This is a genomic window from Hymenobacter sp. UYAg731 (genome assembly GCF_054061335.1).
In genome coordinates this window covers 631,312-647,437 of record NZ_JBSSEC010000004.1, presented here as the reverse complement: position 1 = coordinate 647,437, position 16,126 = coordinate 631,312, and the positions used below count along the sequence as shown (strand labels likewise).

Sequence of the window (16,126 nt, the reverse complement as noted above, 5' to 3'; positions counted from 1 at the left end):
TTGGGTACTTGAGATTCTAGCTTATTGTTTTGGCTATTGTATTGTTTTCAGGATTATAAACGAATCCATACTTGATGATATAAAAATTGTAAAGACGTATCCGATGTGCTTCGTTGATAATTGATTGGGTGAGCGTGCCAAATATCTCCTTTACCCCTTCTTGCTTAGTACGTTTTAACAGCCAGTCCATCGCCAAGGAGTTTGCGCCACGGCTCTTTCCGCTGACATTATCTATGTCGAATTTGTACCGCTTGCTAGCATTGACTTTGTCCTCGTTAAGAATGTCAACGTGTATTTTGGCTACAAAGGTTAGGGGGCTTAATTGCTGTAGCGCTTCTTTTGCTATTGCGTCCTGAGTTCTAAGGACCACAATGTGGAAAGAGCTCTCAGAGGCATCAAATGGCTTGTTGGTAAGTACAACTACTGGTTCCTGCACAGTGGCAGCCTCAGGAACCCTGGGGCCACAGACTGGTATCGGAAGAAATATGTTCTCCTTACTTCCTAGATGAGCGCCTGGCTCTTCTTCTATAACAGCCACATATTTTGATTGCGCGCTTACTGTCGTCAACGCAAGTACTGCTCCGCCCTTGTCCAAGTAATCAGCGGTGAAGTCCCAGCTGTTTTCCCAGGTCTTCGCCACACATTGCAAATGGAAAACGCTTGCTTTTAGCTCTTTTATCTGCGTATTGACAAGGCCATGCATATCGCACCTATCCTTCCATTTGTTCTCATAATCCAAGGCTGATTGGTGCCAAAAATATGCTCGTTCCGCTGCCACCACTGCCCAAAAGGCCACTGTTAGCAAACCCAGGAGTAATACGTTTGTTGGGGTCATGATTCGTTACATACTTCGGGTAGAGTCGCTGGGCAGCCGGATGTCCAGCACGAAAGAGCGCACGGCGGTTCCGCGAGCGGATGCTGCGTTAGCCTGTTGTTCAAGCAGCCGCTTCAACGCCGGGAGTTCGGCCGCTTTGCCGGGACTGTCGTGCTGGCCGAAATGCCAGCACACAAGGTAAAGGCCTTGCCAGGTGGGGTTATCCTGTAAATAGGGTACCAACTGCCTGGCAAGGGCGGAGTCTTTGTGACGGTGCTTGCTGAGCTTAGTTTCAATGATGACCGTGGATTCCTGGCTGGTTTCGCCTGCTTTGCCCGGTGCGGATGCCCGAATGAGAATATCGGGACGCTGGCCGGTGCCGGTGCCGATAGAGGCGCGGATTTCTACTTCACGATGCGCAATGATACCAGGGCGGCATATATCTGCGTCCAAGTGACGCTTTATGTAGTCGGAAACATAGTTTTCGTCGTGCACTACGTGGATTTGGCCTTGACCAGGCGCTGGATTGAGGGGCTCCCGTTGCCACAGGAAAATGGCCTCTGCCGTTTCGGCGTGCAACCGCTGCTGCAACCGCTCTAAAGACTCCATCACCACGTCGAGCAAGTCGGCGCTGCTTCGTACCCAGCGGCTGCCGGCACTGCGGCACAGCTCTACCAGGACATCCGGCGCTACGGGCTGCCAGGCATTGCGGCGAAGGTTGGCACGCGCTTGGTCGAGCCGCCAGCGCAGCCAAGGGCCATTGGGCGCATCTTTTTGCAAGTGCTGAAGCGCGACCACCGCATCCAGCGTGCCCCGGCTGGCCAGCTCGCCCACTACCGTGTCGCGGAACTGGCGCAGCCGGGTACCCATGGTTTCTCGCCGCCAGTCTTCGTCTTTGGTGTCTTCGGCCAACCCAAGGTTTTGAACCAAATAGTGGGTTACTGCGCGCAATTGGTCCTCGTTTAGTTTTGCCAGGATGGGAATTTGACTGGGCCGCAATCCGTGCATGCCTTCATTGACGACGTTGCGCGTCAGTGAGGTACTGCGGGTTAGCATTTGCCACCACTGCCACCAATCATCGGGCGTGCCAATTTCGTGCTCAAATAGGTGCCAGCGGTACATCAACACGATATCATCGGAATGGGCGGGCCCGATGGCGGGCAGGCTCATGATGTTTTCCGCCAGCGCCCTTGCGGCCGGGTGGGGATGCTTCAACAGGGCGAGCAACACTACCCAGTTATGTTCCGGGTGCCATACTTCGGAGGTGACGCGGGCAAAAAGCGCATCGGGCAATTCCGCAACCGGGCAGGCATTCAGGATGCGGTCTAGCTTGTAGGTTCGGTCCAGCTGCTGATTAGCAGCGTCGGCCTGCCGCATGATGGCATCGAGCACTTCGGCAGGAATAGTTCTTGAGGCGTGGCGTAGCAGGCCCACTAGCTGGGGGTCATCGGACCAGACAAATAGAGCGAGTAAAAAATCTATCCAACCCTGCCAAAAATCATTTGGCAGGGTTGCCACTTGCTGGGGCAATTGTTGCCGGCATAAGGCCAGCGCCAAGCCTAGCGTTGGGCCGGGCTGCTGATAACCATCACCGTATAGGCGGTGAGGCACTTGAGGTTGCTCCTGCACCACCTGCCAAGCCAACTCGGCTAGTTGGACAAGACGTTTCTCGCTCAATCGCGCCCGAGTCAGAAACTTTTGCACGTCTACTTGCCCAGGCAGGCGCTCGTGCCCTTGGCGCTTATTATTGCTGTAGTTCAGGTACCATACCAAGCGCCGCCACTGACGCCAAGGGCCAGTAATAGGCTCATCAAACAGGTGGTGAAGATTGCGCCGATGCAGGGCGGGCAAATAGCGGCCCCGCTTCTTTTGCTTGAGCTTTTCTTTCTTGTTGGCCTCAGTCTTAGCGAGGTTAGCTGGCCTCGCGAGGTACCATGCGCGCTGCCTTATCACATTCTTATCGTCCAGGTCAGATGCTATCCAGAGAAAGGCGCACTCCGCAGCGATGGCAGCATCGGCTGTAGCTTGATTTTCAGCTCCGGCCAGTTGATACAGTTGGGCGAAACGAGACAAAAACACTGGCGTATCAACTTGTCCGAGCGAATTCCACAACAAGCGAGAAGTTGCCGATGCTAAATACTTTTTGAGCTTTACTTTTCTTGCTTTGCCTAGTTGCGTAATTGCCCATTCCCAATCTTGTACGTCAAGTAAGGGTTGCCCGCCATCATTAAACAACAGCATATATCCTTCCGGCAGAATATGCTTTGCAATCATTTCTTCAATTACCGCGTAGCGGGTGGCCGGCTCGGTGGGGATGACCATGTTGTGGCAGCGGTCGATGGCGGCGGCGACGGCGGCCCCTAGGGCTTCAATTACGCCGGGCTCGTTGGTGGCGAGCCAAGCACGTTCAAAAACCCTGTCTACCATTTCACGAAAATCGGAGTCCTGCCATTCGCCCCATTCCGTCCAGCCCTCCCGGTTTTGTTCGAGCCACCGCAGTGCGGATGGCAGGTTTTCGGGCCGCAAACCGTACTCCAACGTGCCGGGGAAGCCGGGGATGGTCAGGAAAGATTTATAGTTGCCGAAGAGGCTCCGGTTTTGGCTGGGAACCAGCAGGCTGAACATTTCATCGCCGCTCAGGTACTCTGGCCACAGTATGGCCAACAGCTTACCACGGAACTCGTCGTTTTTGTCTCCGGCGGGAATGCCCTTAACCAAGGCCCGCAATTGCTGAAGGCTGCTCGGACTACCAATTTTTGCCAGAATTCCCAATGCTGTCAGTCGCCGACGAAAAGGAAAAGTCGCATCTAGGCACTGCCGGACCAGCTCGGGCTCTACTGCCGCTACGGCACAGGCATCCGCCAATTCATAGGCAAGCTCCCATTCGGTTCGTGATGCGCTTATATCGGTGAGGACCGGCAGAAGCTGCGGCCCCAGGCCTGGGTAAGCCAGCTGTGGCAAATGGGACTCAATACCTTGCGGGAAAATAGATAACCCGCGACACCAGTCAAACAAGCGGGCCGTGACCTTTTCCCGCTGGGCGGGTGAGGTGGCGCCCAAGTCGGATTGCAATAGCGCTACTGGGTCGAGTTGCAGCAGTTCATCAAAGAAGGCAGTATTTAATGCTGCTAACCAGGCGGCTGTTACCTGCAGACCGGGCACGACGCCCCCGGTGGGGTCGGCCGCCGACCGGAACAAGGGCCGCAACTGGGCAACGGGCACCTGTGCCTGGTGCAAATACCAGGCGGCGAGAAACTCGGCATAGTACGGGTGGCCCCACGCCACTCGGCCGGGACCAGCGGGAACAAATAAGGCCGTATTAGCCAGCACATCCCGGATTCGGTCTTCGTGCAAGGGCACTGCCAGTCCAGACCACTGGGCAGTATGCCCCTGCCCGACTTCGTGCAGACCTAACTCGGTGGGGAGCAAGTCGCCAGCGTCTGGTTCGAGCCGCACAACCCGCCGGTTACCTATGACCATGAGTATGGCCAGGTGGGCCGCAAGCAGCAGCCGTTCCTTTGTGTCGTAGGGAGCTTTGATTGAACGGCGGGCATCGGGCTGGGCGCACAGCTCCCGGCAGCCCTGCTCGTACAAATCGGACCGGCGCGGCGAATCAGCGCTACCGAAGGTGGGTCCGTGGAGACGAAATAGGTTCAGCAGCAATTTCAACGTGACCGGCCGCAGCGCGAGCGGTACGGCGTTGGCCTTGGCAACAGCGGCCAAAAATGCTCCTTCGTCCAGCTTTTCCTGCCGTGCTGCTTCCGCTACTTGCTCAAACGAGAGCGGGGCAAGCAGCAAGGGCTGAACCCGAGCTCCCGCGTGCTGTTCGGGGAATAGCTGCGCCAGGTCGTCGGTTAAGCCAGGGGGCCAGCCAACGTTGCGGCATAGGATGCGAAGCTGGAATTTGGTTCTAGGGAAGCTTGGCCGGTTGAAAATGCGAAGTAGCTCGGCGGTTAGGGTGCGCACATGGAGTAGCCCCTCATCCAAGCTATCGAGCCATAGGTAAAACGTAGTGTTTGTTTCCTTCGCTTGCTGCAGTTCCGTTGACTCCACGATGGCATCGCGCAAGCTGGACTCTGACCCGAAGTCCTTGAGGTCAAGGAATAAATGCTGCGCTAATTTTCCGGTTTCCACCAGCTGCCGCCTCCATTCCGATGACTTGCCCATGCCCGGCTCGCCGAGCAGCACGAGGCAAGAAGTCGTTTGCCATTCGGCAAGGGGCTTGCCTACGGAGTTGGTGTTTACATAACTGTGTCGGCTATTGACGAAAAAGCCGCGAAAGTCCAAACTGTAAGGGGTGGCTTCAGCAGCAGACGAATCGATAGGCACCCAAATACGAGTCCAGGAATAGAATTTGGCAGACATGGTTGGGATTCGGACGAATATAGTTTTAGCAGTGAGACCGTTCGAAAACAACTCACGCTATATCTAGCACTTCTTTAACAGGCTTTATATCATTCGGTCGGATAGCTCCACCAAGGCTCTGACTTGGGGACGATAGTCCGCCCGAAGCAGCAACTGGTCAAGAAGGTCCAGGGCTTGACCGCGAGCCACCGCGCCCGGCTCACCGGTAGGCAAGACGGTATAGGCTTCCAAAAGGAGCTGCAATGATTCTTCGGTGCTGTGGTAAAATCGTTGAGGGTCGAGGCAGGCGAAAAGCTGCTTCAATGCCTCTATGCATTGTACGGGCCGCTGCCGTACGCAGGTGGCCAGGTATTCAATAAGAAAATGGTCGCTTTCTAAATCGTAACCGAACGCTTGAAAATAACCTGCCAACTTCGGCATAAGCGGGTCGAAATCCAGTATCGTCAGACAGGTGAAGCACCAATCATAGGCCTGACGTAATTCGTCGTTGGCCCCCAGTAAAAACCGCTCGCACAGCTCGAAGAACCGCGGCCGCTCCGCCGGTTTTTTGAAGTGCTCAGCCAGCAGTTTGAGGGATGATGCGCGGGTATTGGGAGACAAGGTCCAAACTTGCTCCAGTAGGTCCTGGGCACCTGCCTCATTGTGCATCCAAGCCACCGTGGCGTAGTGGACGATGGTTTCGTGCATATCCGGCTCAGTCAATGCGGCTGTAAGCAGCTGAAGGATGCGGGGCAAGTCGCGCCATAGCAAATAGTTTAAGGACCATGTCCCGGCTTCCAACAGGCGATAATCCTTTCCGACAAGCCCACAGAATAGGCCTACCACGTCACCGGGGCCATCGGCGACGTTGAGCAGCATGGCCACGTATTGCAACGCTGCCGCACGCACGGTCCAGGAGCCGGTGGTTATAACTGCCTGCAGGGTCGCTAGCACCTCAGGATATAAAATTGAGGAGAACCGTCCTTGCAGCAAAGCATACACCGCCGCGCCGCCAGTGGTATTGATGCTTGAAATACGTATTTGATTTACTTCTTCAATGGCACGGTCGTCGACTAAGTGTGCCCTCAACACGGCTAAATGATGCCGCACGACGAATGCTGGCTGTTCGTTATGCGCATCCCGCACGGCGCGAAGCAGCCAAGTGGTTTGACTTGAATCAGTACTTAGAAGGCCCTGGTTGTATGCCTGCTCGATGAGTGGAACAGCTAGGTCTGGGGCTGCTTCCTGCAAATTGGAGAGGAGAGAAATCACGCTCTCATCGTTGGCAGCTAATAATTCCTGGAGCAGTGGCAGGTATTCTTGCGGGTCACCCTTGATTAACTCCCCCAGCTGGCTGACCAGGCCGCGGTAGGTACCCTTATCCGAAAAGAAACTTTCGTTTTCATCGACGGCCCGGTATCTACGCAAGCTCTGAAGCCATTGCTTTGTACTCACCCGCGTGGTTTTCCAAGAGTAGGCTGGCGACCGTTCGCCAGACCGCATTCGGATGGGTGCCTCCGGCTTAGAAATGAGTAGTGGTCCGTAACGGCGGTGTAACTCGGCGTGAAGGCGTTGCAGCTTGGGGAATGCCGCCAGTTGGGCTGATGTAATAGCTCCCAGGTAGCCATAGGTTTCCTGACCGTACCGGCCGATACCGTACACCGTGAACGGATATCGGGCACGGTCTTTTTTAAAGTAGCTTACCGGCCGCAATGCAGCAAGGAAAGCTTCGGCAAGCAGTTTTTGGTGAATAATATCGAGGCCATCCCAGGTTTTAAATAGAATAGTCTGAACTAGATACAAAATCTGGGGAGTTCCAGCGGCAGCATGCAGCCAGCTGGGCTGGGTGAGCAACTGGATAAAAGCAGGTTGAAACAGCAAGGATGCCGCGACAACTGCCTCCAAGCCTAACTGAATAAGAATGCTCTGACGGCTGCACAGCCACTGCTCAATTAAGAGTTGCTGGCTGGGGGAAAGAGTCGCGGCGGAAGAGCGTAAAAAGTCGCGGGTATTTTCATAGACACGCTCCCGAATGTTACTGCTCTTGCTCCCATTGGGGTCAAAGTGCATGAAGTTCAAGCTGCTATGAATCAGATGCTTTCGCGGCACCCGATACTGCTTAGCTTCCTGATTGAGCCACGCCGTAAACAACTGGGCGCACATGGCCAGGGCAGTGGCAGGTGCGCAGGTATACAGGGCTTCGACGATTTTGCGCAGTATTGACCGCGCGTGCTGGCTGACCGGTGCGCTTACCTCGCCGCCCAGGCAGCTAATCATATGACCCGCTACCCAGTCAGGATAGGCCCGGGTGGCTTTGTCAAGGCCAGACCAAAAGGCATAATCCCATTCTGCCTTGCGACCAGCGACGTATTGGTCGAATAACTGGGGCAGCAGCGGGTCCGCACAATTTTGAATTCGGAACAAGGTATTGGCCACCCATGGTGCCTTGTGTTCACTCTCGGGCATAGTAGCCAGCTGCCGTAGGCACAGGTCGGGTGCCTGATACGTGAGGTTATGGAATAGTTTGTGGGCGGAAGATGAGGCATCCAGACCTGGCAGTTCCGGCACCAGGGAATCGAAGATTGGGGGCTCGCACAGCCATTCTTGCCACGCCCGAACAATAGCGCTTTCCAGAAAAGGCGCGCACAGTTGAGGGCTAGGCAAAACGCAGGTGGCCACTACCTGCTTTTCCTGTTGGGTTGGGTCGGAAACGGTGGCGAGGTGCTGGACAACCAACAAACGGATATGAAAGCGGATGGTGCTGGTGAGCAGGTCACGCAGGGTTTCCTCGTAGGCAAGTGGGTTGGTACCGCGCAGGTAGACCAATACCTGGCGCACGGTAGCGCGAAAAAACAGCCCTTGGTCCGAGTTCAATATTAGCTTGGTGAGCGACTGTTTTCCCCGAACAAACTGGCGTGCAAAAATGAAGTCGAAAAACGACTGGTGGAAAAACTGCAGCATCTGGGGCCGACCCGGCAATTTCAGTAGCACTCCCCGGCTGGCCAACCATTCTATTGCACCACTGTCCTCCTCCTCGTATGGGCGAGCGGGCAACGCCAATGTTTGCAACCGTTGCAAGTCAACAGCTAAGCGGTTTAGGCTGCTTTCTACTTGCTCTCTGGTGAGGTGGGTAGGCAGGTCGCGCAGTATTTTCTGGTTCAGGAAACGGCGAAATAACTCCTGTGCCGTGGTTATTGGCGAGTCGCCCCGGTCTTCTGGTTCCAGCGAAGTATACAGCTCGAGATAGAGGGGTGTACGAAGCAGTTCCCGGAGCAGTACGGGCAATGACGCGGCGGTTTCCGTGCTGGCAAAGGCTTGCAAAGCCTCAATAATCTGCTGGTCGTTGAGCAGCGGAATCTCTACCCGTTCGGCGGAATTGAACTGGCTTAAATCGGGGTCATACTGCAAATCAAAGCTGCGGCAGGCCATAATGAACCGCACGTTGGGCAGTATGCTGAGCTCGGTCAGCAGTTCCGCGTAGCTCCGCAGCGGCGAGCGGTCCGTGGATAAGCATAAGGACAACGCGTCGAGCTGGTCGACCAGCACCACGGCAGGCTGCGAGGGAGAGCTCAGAACGGTCAACGCCTGAAACAGCGGGTGGGCAAGCCCTTCTTGCTGAATTCGCTCCAGCAATTCTCCTTTGCTCGCCGTGCGTAGCCGGTCGGCTTTCAAGGCCAGCACGGGAATATGCCGTCGGCGCAATTCGTAGTAGATGTCGCGCATCACTACGGTTTTGCCCACTCCTGCCCCACCCACCACAATTTTGCTGCGGTTCCTGGGGGTAACTCCAACGGTGTTATCATCGGCGCTGGTTACTGGCTTTACCGGGCTTTGCACCCAATCCACCATGGCCAGTACTTCGGGCCGGATAATGTGGTGATGGATGCCGTCTCGTCGCAATGAAGCGGGCGCGCTGGTCAGCATTGTCGCCAGACGGTCAAGCTGCTGTTGGACTTCTACCGCATTGGGCGGCGCAATCAGATAAATGTCGCGCCGAGCCAGCTCGTCGGCCAGCAGCTGCGCCGTAAGTGGCTGCTGGATTCTTCCGTAATGAAGGGCAAGCCCTTTCAAGGCATCCATTACGAGGGCTACATTGGCCACAAGGGGGCCCAGTAAGTAGTTCAGCTCTAATTCCAGGAGCTCGGCGGGCCGGTGCAAAAAGCTAATCCGTTGGAGGAAAGCAATGACTTCAACGGTTGAGCAGCTGAACGTGTCCGCCAGAAACGTCTCGATGCTGGCGTAAGCCTTTTGGGCTGCCGTTGATTCAAGCAGGTGCAGTAGCGTTTGGGGCGTGGCGCCTTGCACCCTATCCAAGCAGTCTTGCAGCTCGCGGGCCGGAGGGCTTTGGGAGACTAATACAATACTGGCAGTGGGGTTCTGCTGATGCTGCTGGTAAAAATCGGCGAGGACTTGCCGTGACTTCAGATGGCCCACGTCCCAATGCGGCTGACTGGCCTGGTACTTCAAGCTGTAGTGGGTAGGCGGCTGCTGGCGGCGCAATACCACTAAATCATCGACGGCAGGTTTTAGCCCGGAAAATGTTTCCGCGTTTAGGCCTGGATGGGGCAACAGGTCGTGGACCTCGGGATGCGCCGAGATAACCGCGTCAGAAACCAATGCCTCCGCCAAACGAGTGGCCGTAAACAGCAGCTGATAATCAACCCCACTAAAATTGCCAGCACCACCACTACGAGCCATACCCTACACTTAATATTGTTTGCTGCTATCCTCGAGTTTAAATTGGCGCAAGATGCAAGCCCGCAACCGCATTTACCGAGCTTTACCACTAAATAAAATGAAACAGGTCAGTGGAATGGTTTTGGCCTGCGTGGCCTGAACGCAAACTTGTTGGGGCCGGGGGCGGCGGAAAGGAGCAACGGAGTGCGACCCACCGGCCACGGACCCGTGCGTCAGCACGCCGATTCCGGCGCGAACCGGCCAAAAACGCCCCGCTGGCGCTGCCAGCGGGACGCTTTCAGAGTCAGGCGGCCAAGGTCAATGAAGGGGCTGCATACTGCTCCACTTCCGATGCTTGCATAGTAGCGTAGCGGCGTAACAGGGCGTTGTATTTTCGGCGGCCCTGCTCGATGAAACCGGGGGCGGCCGTGGCGTCATATACCCATACCTGGTGCGGGTTTCGTTTCTGCACGCCGATGATGAGAAAGCGGGTGGCTTGCAGCGCGTCGAGGTAAAGCGCGGCCTGGCGGTCGTAGTCGTACTGCTCGGCGCTGGCCAGGAAGTGCGGCAGGTCGGGGCAACTGGTGGTTTTGAAGTCAATGATGGTGCGGGCGCGGCCGCCGGGGCTGACGACTAGCAGGTCGGGGCGCACTTTGACTTCGACTCCGGTATCGATGTGAATGGCGGTGTGGGTGAGCTCGGCGGTGCCTCGGTAAAGCAGGTCGCGGCAGTAGCGGTGGCGGCGCACGTGGCGGGCCAGGGCTTCGAGCTGGGCCCACGGGCAGCGGTCGGCGGTGCGGGCGTAGGTGCGCGGCTCCAGGGTGGCGGCGTGGAAAGCCGAGCCGTAGGCCAGGGCGTCGGGGTTGGGCCGGCGGAGTTGGCCCATTAGCTCGGCTTTGAGGTTGGAGAGGTCGGTATTGCTGGCGTGAGGCAGGGCGCGGTGCTGGGCCTGGGTCAGGTTGGGGTGCTGGGTGAGGTTATAGAACATGGGACAATGAAGAGCTAGGAATAGGAATTAGGGGCCTTGCCAGGGCCGCCCGCTCCGGTGTGGGGCGGGCGGCCGGGCAAGGTGCTAGGCGGCAATGGCCAGGGCTTCAGCCTCGTCTTCGGCGGGGGTTTCGGCCTCGGCGGGCACGGCGTAGCCATGGACAATGCGCGTGTCGGCTTTGCCGGTGTGCGTCTCGGCGCGCCAGATGGGGAAGTCATGGGCAAAGTCTCGGCGGGCGGCTACCTCGGCCGCGGCGGCGGCTTCGTAGCTGAACTCTGCGATATAATACGTGGCCTTCTTGCCGTCCTTCGTGGTTTCCTTCTTCACCGCTTGCGCCTTTACTACCACGTCGGCCAGGGTGAGGTCGTCGTAAAACAGGGGCTCAATGAGGCGGTAGAGGTTTTCAACGCTGTAGCCGTGGAAGAGCACGGCGCACACAGCGCCCTTGTCGTCGGCAAAAAACAGCTCGGCCCACAGCTTGCGGCCCATGTTCAGAATGTCATCTTGAAATACGCGCCAGGCCAGCGGCACAAACGAGATGGAAGCCCCAAGCGGCACCGTGCCGTTGATGTTGAACTGGCCAGCTTTGGCATCGAAGCGCACCTGGCGGGGGTGGCCGGGCAGGTAGCGAAAGCGCGACACCTGCACCACTTCGCCAGTGGCTTCGTCGGCCTTCTCGGTAAGGTAGGCCGGGCGCAGCGCGGCGGCCACAATGGCCATGACGGGAGCGGCGGCAACGGCCGGGGCGGCTGCAGTGGTGGTTTTGGCGGTTTTGGTGGCGGTTGACATAGTGGTAACTGGTTGGAATTGAAAAAGCGGGGCCCGTTGGCGGTCGGCCCCTGCGCCGTATTGAGGTTGGGTTTATTTGAATTGCTTGTCGTGGCACAGAATGACGCGGCCGACAATGGAGTCGACGCCGCGGGCGGCGGGCACGTGCTGGTGCCACAGGTAGGTGGCCAGCAGGTTGAGGTAAGCCGGGTTGCGGAACTTGCCTTCGTCGTCGATTATCAAAATCAGTTCGGGCGTGAGGCGCACCACATCGACAAGCTGGCAATCGAGCAGCTCGTACAATTCGGCCAGCTTGAAGCTTTTGCCGTTGCGGGGGCTCACCGGCTGCGGCGCGGCGCTGTGCGGGTCGAGCAGTTGAGGCTGGTAGGTAACGGTGGTTTGGGGCATGGGGAAGGTTCTTTAGTGGGGCCGCCCGACGGGGCGGCCCCTGGTGAAAAAATTAGGAACGGGCGGCCAGCAGCAAGCCCATGGGGGTGGTGCCGGCCAGCGACGGACGCGGCGCGGGAGCCGGACGAGTAGCGGCGCGGTGGGCGAACCAAGCGGAGAAGTAGGCGGTGCGGGCAGCCTCCAATGCGGCCCACCACGCGCCGGCGGTGCTGCACTCTTCGAAAGGGGCGGCCAGCCAGGCGGTGCGGGCGGTGGCCAGCGCAACGGTGGCCACCTGCAAGGCGGCGGCGGTGGGCGGCACGGCCGCCCCCACCTGAACGATGGGAGCGGCGACACTAACCACGGGCCAGGGCAACCGGGCAACCGGCGTATTCATCCTCGGCCTTCAACACCTCCCACAGGGCCACAAAAGCATAGCCGGGGGCAGCGGCCCGCATGGCACGAAAGGCCAGGCGTAGCGCCTGGAACGGGCAGGGTGACATGCCGGCGAACCCACCGGAAGGCTGGCACTCCGGCCGGCTGGCCAGGCTAAGCATGACGTGCCAAGTGGTGCCGCCCTTGCCATAGGTAGCGGCGGACTGCGAAACATAGATGCCCGAAAACGAGCACAGGGCGGGGCCTTTCCAGGCGGCAGCAGCGAGCTGCAGAAGTTGATTGGGTTGCATGGCTGTATGTGTTAGCCGTGGGTGCCCCGCGCCGTAGGCCTCCGGGTAGGGCGGGCAGTCGGGCCTCTCCCGACTTGATACTCAAAGATACAAAACTATGTACAATATACAAGACTTCTGTACAGATAAATGCACAAAGTTTGTTAATTATTTTGTACATTTGAGTATGGAAAACAACCAGAAAAAGGTGGTGGCCGTGGTGGGCAGCCGGGGTGTGAAAAGCTGCGCCGCACTGCTGGCCCGGCTGGCGGAACTGAACCCGGCGGAAGTGGTGAGCGGCGGCGCGGCCGGTGTGGACGCGCTGGCCGCCACCTGGGCCAGGACGCACGGCGTGCCGCTGACGGAACTGCGGCCCGACTATGCCACCCACGGCCCCACGGCCGCGCCCCACGTGCGCAACGCCGAAATAGTGCGCCGGGCTAGCCTGGTGCTGGTGGTGTGGGACGGGCGCAGCAAGGGGACCCTAAGCGCCCTGAAAGCCGCCCGCCGCCTGGGCCGCCGCTGCGAGCTGCTGCCCTTGGACTAGCCCCGCCCCGGCTGCCGGGCAGCACCGGGCACTGGCCCCTGAACAAGCCTTAAATACCCTCGGCCAGGGGGTTTGGGGGCCGGCCTCGAGGCTCCCGGTAGAACCTCCGCGAAGCGGGCCTTGTGAGGGAGTAGCGGCCGACCAACGGGAGGCGGTGGAGCCCGAGGAGGATGACCGGGCGGCAAGCCTGGGCATGATGGCGGGGGCTTGGGGTACTCCCCAATAAAACACTCCGTGAAGCGGGCCTTGCTTATTGGCCTGCGTGGCCTGAACGCAGATAGTACGGCGCGGGCGGCGGGCTCTTTTTAGCCCGTGGCCTGCCCCTTGTTGTAGGGGAGCGAGCGGGCGGCGCAGGGCCTTTTTTCGGGCCTGCGCGGCCCGGGAGCGGAGAAAGAGCCGGGCGACTAACGGGAGCCGGGCGGGTGCGGTGGTTTTGCGGTAGCGGAGGCCGGCTGAACGCAGCGACCGGAGCCATAGCAAGCGGAGGGAGGCGCGACGCCAGGAGCAACGACCGAAGCGCCGCGTTGCGAAGGAAGCGCAGTGAAGTGGGCCGGAGCGCAGGGTGTTGTCGCAGCAGCAGCAACTGAATCGGGCGGATGCGGCAAGGATGGGAAGGGCGCGACCGAAGGGAGCGGTGCGCAGCACGGGAGCGTCAGCGGACCCCTGGACAGCCTGGCCCCGGCCCGCAGCAAAGCGGAGGGCCGGGGAGCCGCCCAACTGAAACTGTTAAGTGTTAGCGGGTTCAAAGTGGGAGTAGACAGTGTTGTACAGTATACCGGACAAAAATGGTATGTTTGTGGGTATATTAGTGTACAGTATTTGTGTATGGAACAGCAGCAGGAACAACAAGAGCGTTTCGGGGACCGGCTGGCGGCTTTGCTGGCGCATTACGGCCAGAATGCCTACCAGATGGCGGGGCTAATGGGCTATGACCGGCCGAACAAGCTTTATGCATTGATTCGGCACGAGGCGAAACCTGGTTTCGAGACGCTGGTGGACATGCTGCGGGCGTACCCCGAGGTGCGGGCCGAATGGCTGTTGACGGGCACCGCGCCGATGCTGCATACGGCATCGGAACCGGTGCCCGCTGAGCCGATGGCAGCAGCGGTGCCCACACCAAGCGCTGGCAGCGTGGTGCTGGTGCCGGCGATGACGCAGGACCAGTACTGGCACCAGGCGGGGTTGCCGGACGGGCTGCGGGCGTTTGAAACCTTGACGCTGCCGGGCTTCACGGCCGAGTTTCACCGGGCGTTTGAGGTGGAAGGCGACCGGCTGGGGTCCACCGTGGGCCACGGCGACATTGTGGTGGGCCGCCGCGTGAAGCGCTGGGACCTCATACCGCCAAGCCATCTGTACGTGGTGGTGACGGAGGCGGACGTGCGGCCGGCGCGGCTGGGCGGCCCGCTACGGACCGGCGAGTCAGTGGAGCTGAAGTTTGACAACTCGTTCTACGGCTCGCAACTGCTGCCCTTCGAGGAGGTGAAGGAACTGTGGGAAGTGGTGGCGCGGGTCACGACGAATATTCCGGCCAACGCCAGCGAGCGGCTGCTGGGGATGCTCGAGGCCATGACCAAGGATTCGCAGCAGCTGCGCCAACTGGTGATGGAACGCACCGGCGGCAAGGAGGTGAAGTAGGTTATAGGCGGCCGGAAGCGGGCGGCCCGGCCGTTTCTACCGGTTTTTGCGCTGGCTTTTGCGGGCGCTGAACCGGTGCTTTGTCGTTGAAACTGTGGGGCTCCAATTGGCCCCGCGACAACGACTATGCGGACCATTGAATTTCTGATTTTGCATTGCACGGCAGGCAGTCAGGCCTGGACGGCGCGGGAGCTGCAGGCCTACTTCATGCGGCCCGTGGTCGAGGGCGGGCGCGGCTGGAGCCGCGGCGGCTACCACTGGCTCGTGGAAGCCGACGGGCGGGCCGTGCGGCTCTACAGCGACGCGCTGGTGACCAACGGCACCTACCCGTATGCGGGCTTGGGCATTAAGGTTTCGAACAGCAACACGGTACATATCTGCTACACCGGGGGCGTGGGCACGCTGATGCAGGCCGTGGATAACCGCACCGCCCCGCAGCGCACGGCGCTGACCAAGCTGGTGCGCGACTACGTGGCGGCCTATCCCAACCTGCGGGTGCTGGGGCACAACCAGGTGCGTGAAAAAGCCTGCCCGGCCTACTGGGTGCCGGATTTCTGTCGCGAAATTGGTATCCCCGACCGGCGGATATGGACGGGTAACCCGTTCCGGTTTCCGGTGCCGGCGGCGGTTGCTCACACTCCTGATTCGGCCTTGTGATGGACGTGTTTCAGTGGGTACTCGGGGCTACGGTGGCCATCATTGCGTTCTTTCTGCGGGCGTTTTATGAGGAGGTGCGCGAGCTGCGGGCCAAGCAAATTGAGGAGCAAGTGAAGCTGGCGAATGCGCAGCAGAGCATTGCGGAGATGAAGGCCAACTGGAAGAATGACATCGCGCAGCTGGAGGCCAAAATCGATGTGAAGCTGCAGTACATCAACGACTCCTTGCGGCGAATTGAGGCACTGTTCATGGCCGACCACAACCGGCGGCCGCCGTAGCGGAATCCGCAATAAACCTCACCAGCATTGCCTGGGAGCGAATAACGCAGCTATTTCCTCACCATAACTCATTGTTTATGCAACCAACCGAATCCCTCGGAATGCTGCAGCGCCTGCAGGCTCCAACCCCCAAGTTTTTCACCGTGTTGCGGCGCGTGGGCCTGGTGCTGGCCGGCGTGGGTGCGGCCATCGTGGCCAGCCCGGTGGCGCTACCGGCGGCCATGGCGGCGGTCGGGGGCTACCTGATTACGGCCGGGGCCGTGGCCGCCGCCGTGAGCCAGCTCACCACCCGGTCGGAACCCTAAGCTTTCGGCCCTTTCTATTGCCCATTCGGGCTTTTTATTCATCTTTTTACTTTTCAGAACA

At 59.0% G+C, this 16,126-nt stretch carries 13 protein-coding genes; 5 read left to right on the top strand and 8 right to left on the bottom strand.

Features of this window, described 5'->3' with window-relative positions:
- Positions 1-16 precede the first annotated feature (16 nt).
- The 8 genes from ACVWYF_RS14875 to ACVWYF_RS14840 form a co-directional block, all read right to left on the bottom strand.
- Entirely contained in the window at positions 17-835 is an 819-nt protein-coding gene (locus ACVWYF_RS14875) for a hypothetical protein (protein WP_457069337.1), read from the bottom strand.
- A 6-nt stretch (positions 836-841) separates the two neighbouring features.
- On the bottom strand, positions 842-5,179 hold the full coding sequence (locus ACVWYF_RS14870) for an NACHT domain-containing protein (protein WP_457069335.1): 4,338 nt from the start codon (positions 5,177-5,179) through the stop codon (positions 842-844).
- Positions 5,180-5,263: 84 nt separating this feature from the next.
- Positions 5,264-9,856 carry an NACHT domain-containing protein gene (locus ACVWYF_RS14865; protein WP_457069333.1) on the bottom strand — a complete coding sequence of 1,531 codons (4,593 nt, stop codon included), beginning with the start codon at positions 9,854-9,856 and terminating at the stop codon, positions 5,264-5,266.
- 283 nt (positions 9,857-10,139) lie between these two features.
- The gene (locus ACVWYF_RS14860) at positions 10,140-10,823 is read right to left on the bottom strand and encodes a PD-(D/E)XK nuclease-like domain-containing protein (protein WP_457069331.1); all 684 of its coding nucleotides are present in this window, start codon (positions 10,821-10,823) and stop codon (positions 10,140-10,142) included.
- 84 nt (positions 10,824-10,907) lie between these two features.
- Positions 10,908-11,612 (bottom strand): hypothetical protein, encoded by a 705-nt coding sequence (locus ACVWYF_RS14855; RefSeq protein ID WP_457069329.1) that lies wholly within the window; start codon positions 11,610-11,612, stop codon positions 10,908-10,910.
- A 72-nt stretch (positions 11,613-11,684) separates the two neighbouring features.
- Entirely contained in the window at positions 11,685-11,999 is a 315-nt protein-coding gene (locus ACVWYF_RS14850; RefSeq protein ID WP_457069327.1) for a DUF3846 domain-containing protein, read from the bottom strand.
- A 52-nt stretch (positions 12,000-12,051) separates the two neighbouring features.
- Positions 12,052-12,342 (bottom strand): hypothetical protein, encoded by a 291-nt coding sequence (locus ACVWYF_RS14845; protein ID WP_457069326.1) that lies wholly within the window; start codon positions 12,340-12,342, stop codon positions 12,052-12,054.
- A complete protein-coding gene (locus ACVWYF_RS14840; RefSeq protein WP_457069324.1) occupies positions 12,335-12,664 on the bottom strand; it encodes a hypothetical protein in 330 nt (109 codons plus the stop codon). Before ACVWYF_RS14840 ends, ACVWYF_RS14845 begins: the two co-directional genes overlap by 8 nt.
- A gap of 166 nt (positions 12,665-12,830) precedes the next feature.
- Here ACVWYF_RS14840 and ACVWYF_RS14835 point away from each other — a divergent pair, with 166 nt between their 5' ends.
- The 5 genes from ACVWYF_RS14835 (at position 12,831) to ACVWYF_RS14815 (ending at position 16,065) form a co-directional block, all read left to right on the top strand.
- A complete protein-coding gene (locus tag ACVWYF_RS14835) occupies positions 12,831-13,190 on the top strand; it encodes an SLOG family protein (RefSeq protein ID WP_457069322.1) in 360 nt (119 codons plus the stop codon).
- 819 nt (positions 13,191-14,009) lie between these two features.
- Complete coding sequence (locus ACVWYF_RS14830) at positions 14,010-14,825, top strand: S24 family peptidase (RefSeq protein WP_457069320.1); 816 nt, start codon at positions 14,010-14,012, stop codon at positions 14,823-14,825.
- Positions 14,826-14,951: 126 nt separating this feature from the next.
- Positions 14,952-15,482, top strand: a complete 531-nt coding sequence (locus ACVWYF_RS14825) for an N-acetylmuramoyl-L-alanine amidase (protein ID WP_457069318.1) — start codon at positions 14,952-14,954, stop codon at positions 15,480-15,482.
- Entirely contained in the window at positions 15,479-15,760 is a 282-nt protein-coding gene (locus ACVWYF_RS14820; protein WP_161787100.1) for a hypothetical protein, read from the top strand. The genes ACVWYF_RS14825 and ACVWYF_RS14820 overlap by 4 nt, the downstream gene beginning before the upstream one ends.
- Before the next feature lie 77 nt (positions 15,761-15,837).
- Positions 15,838-16,065: a hypothetical protein gene (locus tag ACVWYF_RS14815; RefSeq protein ID WP_457069316.1), complete on the top strand. Its 228-nt coding sequence runs from the start codon at positions 15,838-15,840 to the stop codon at positions 16,063-16,065.
- Positions 16,066-16,126 lie beyond the last annotated feature (61 nt).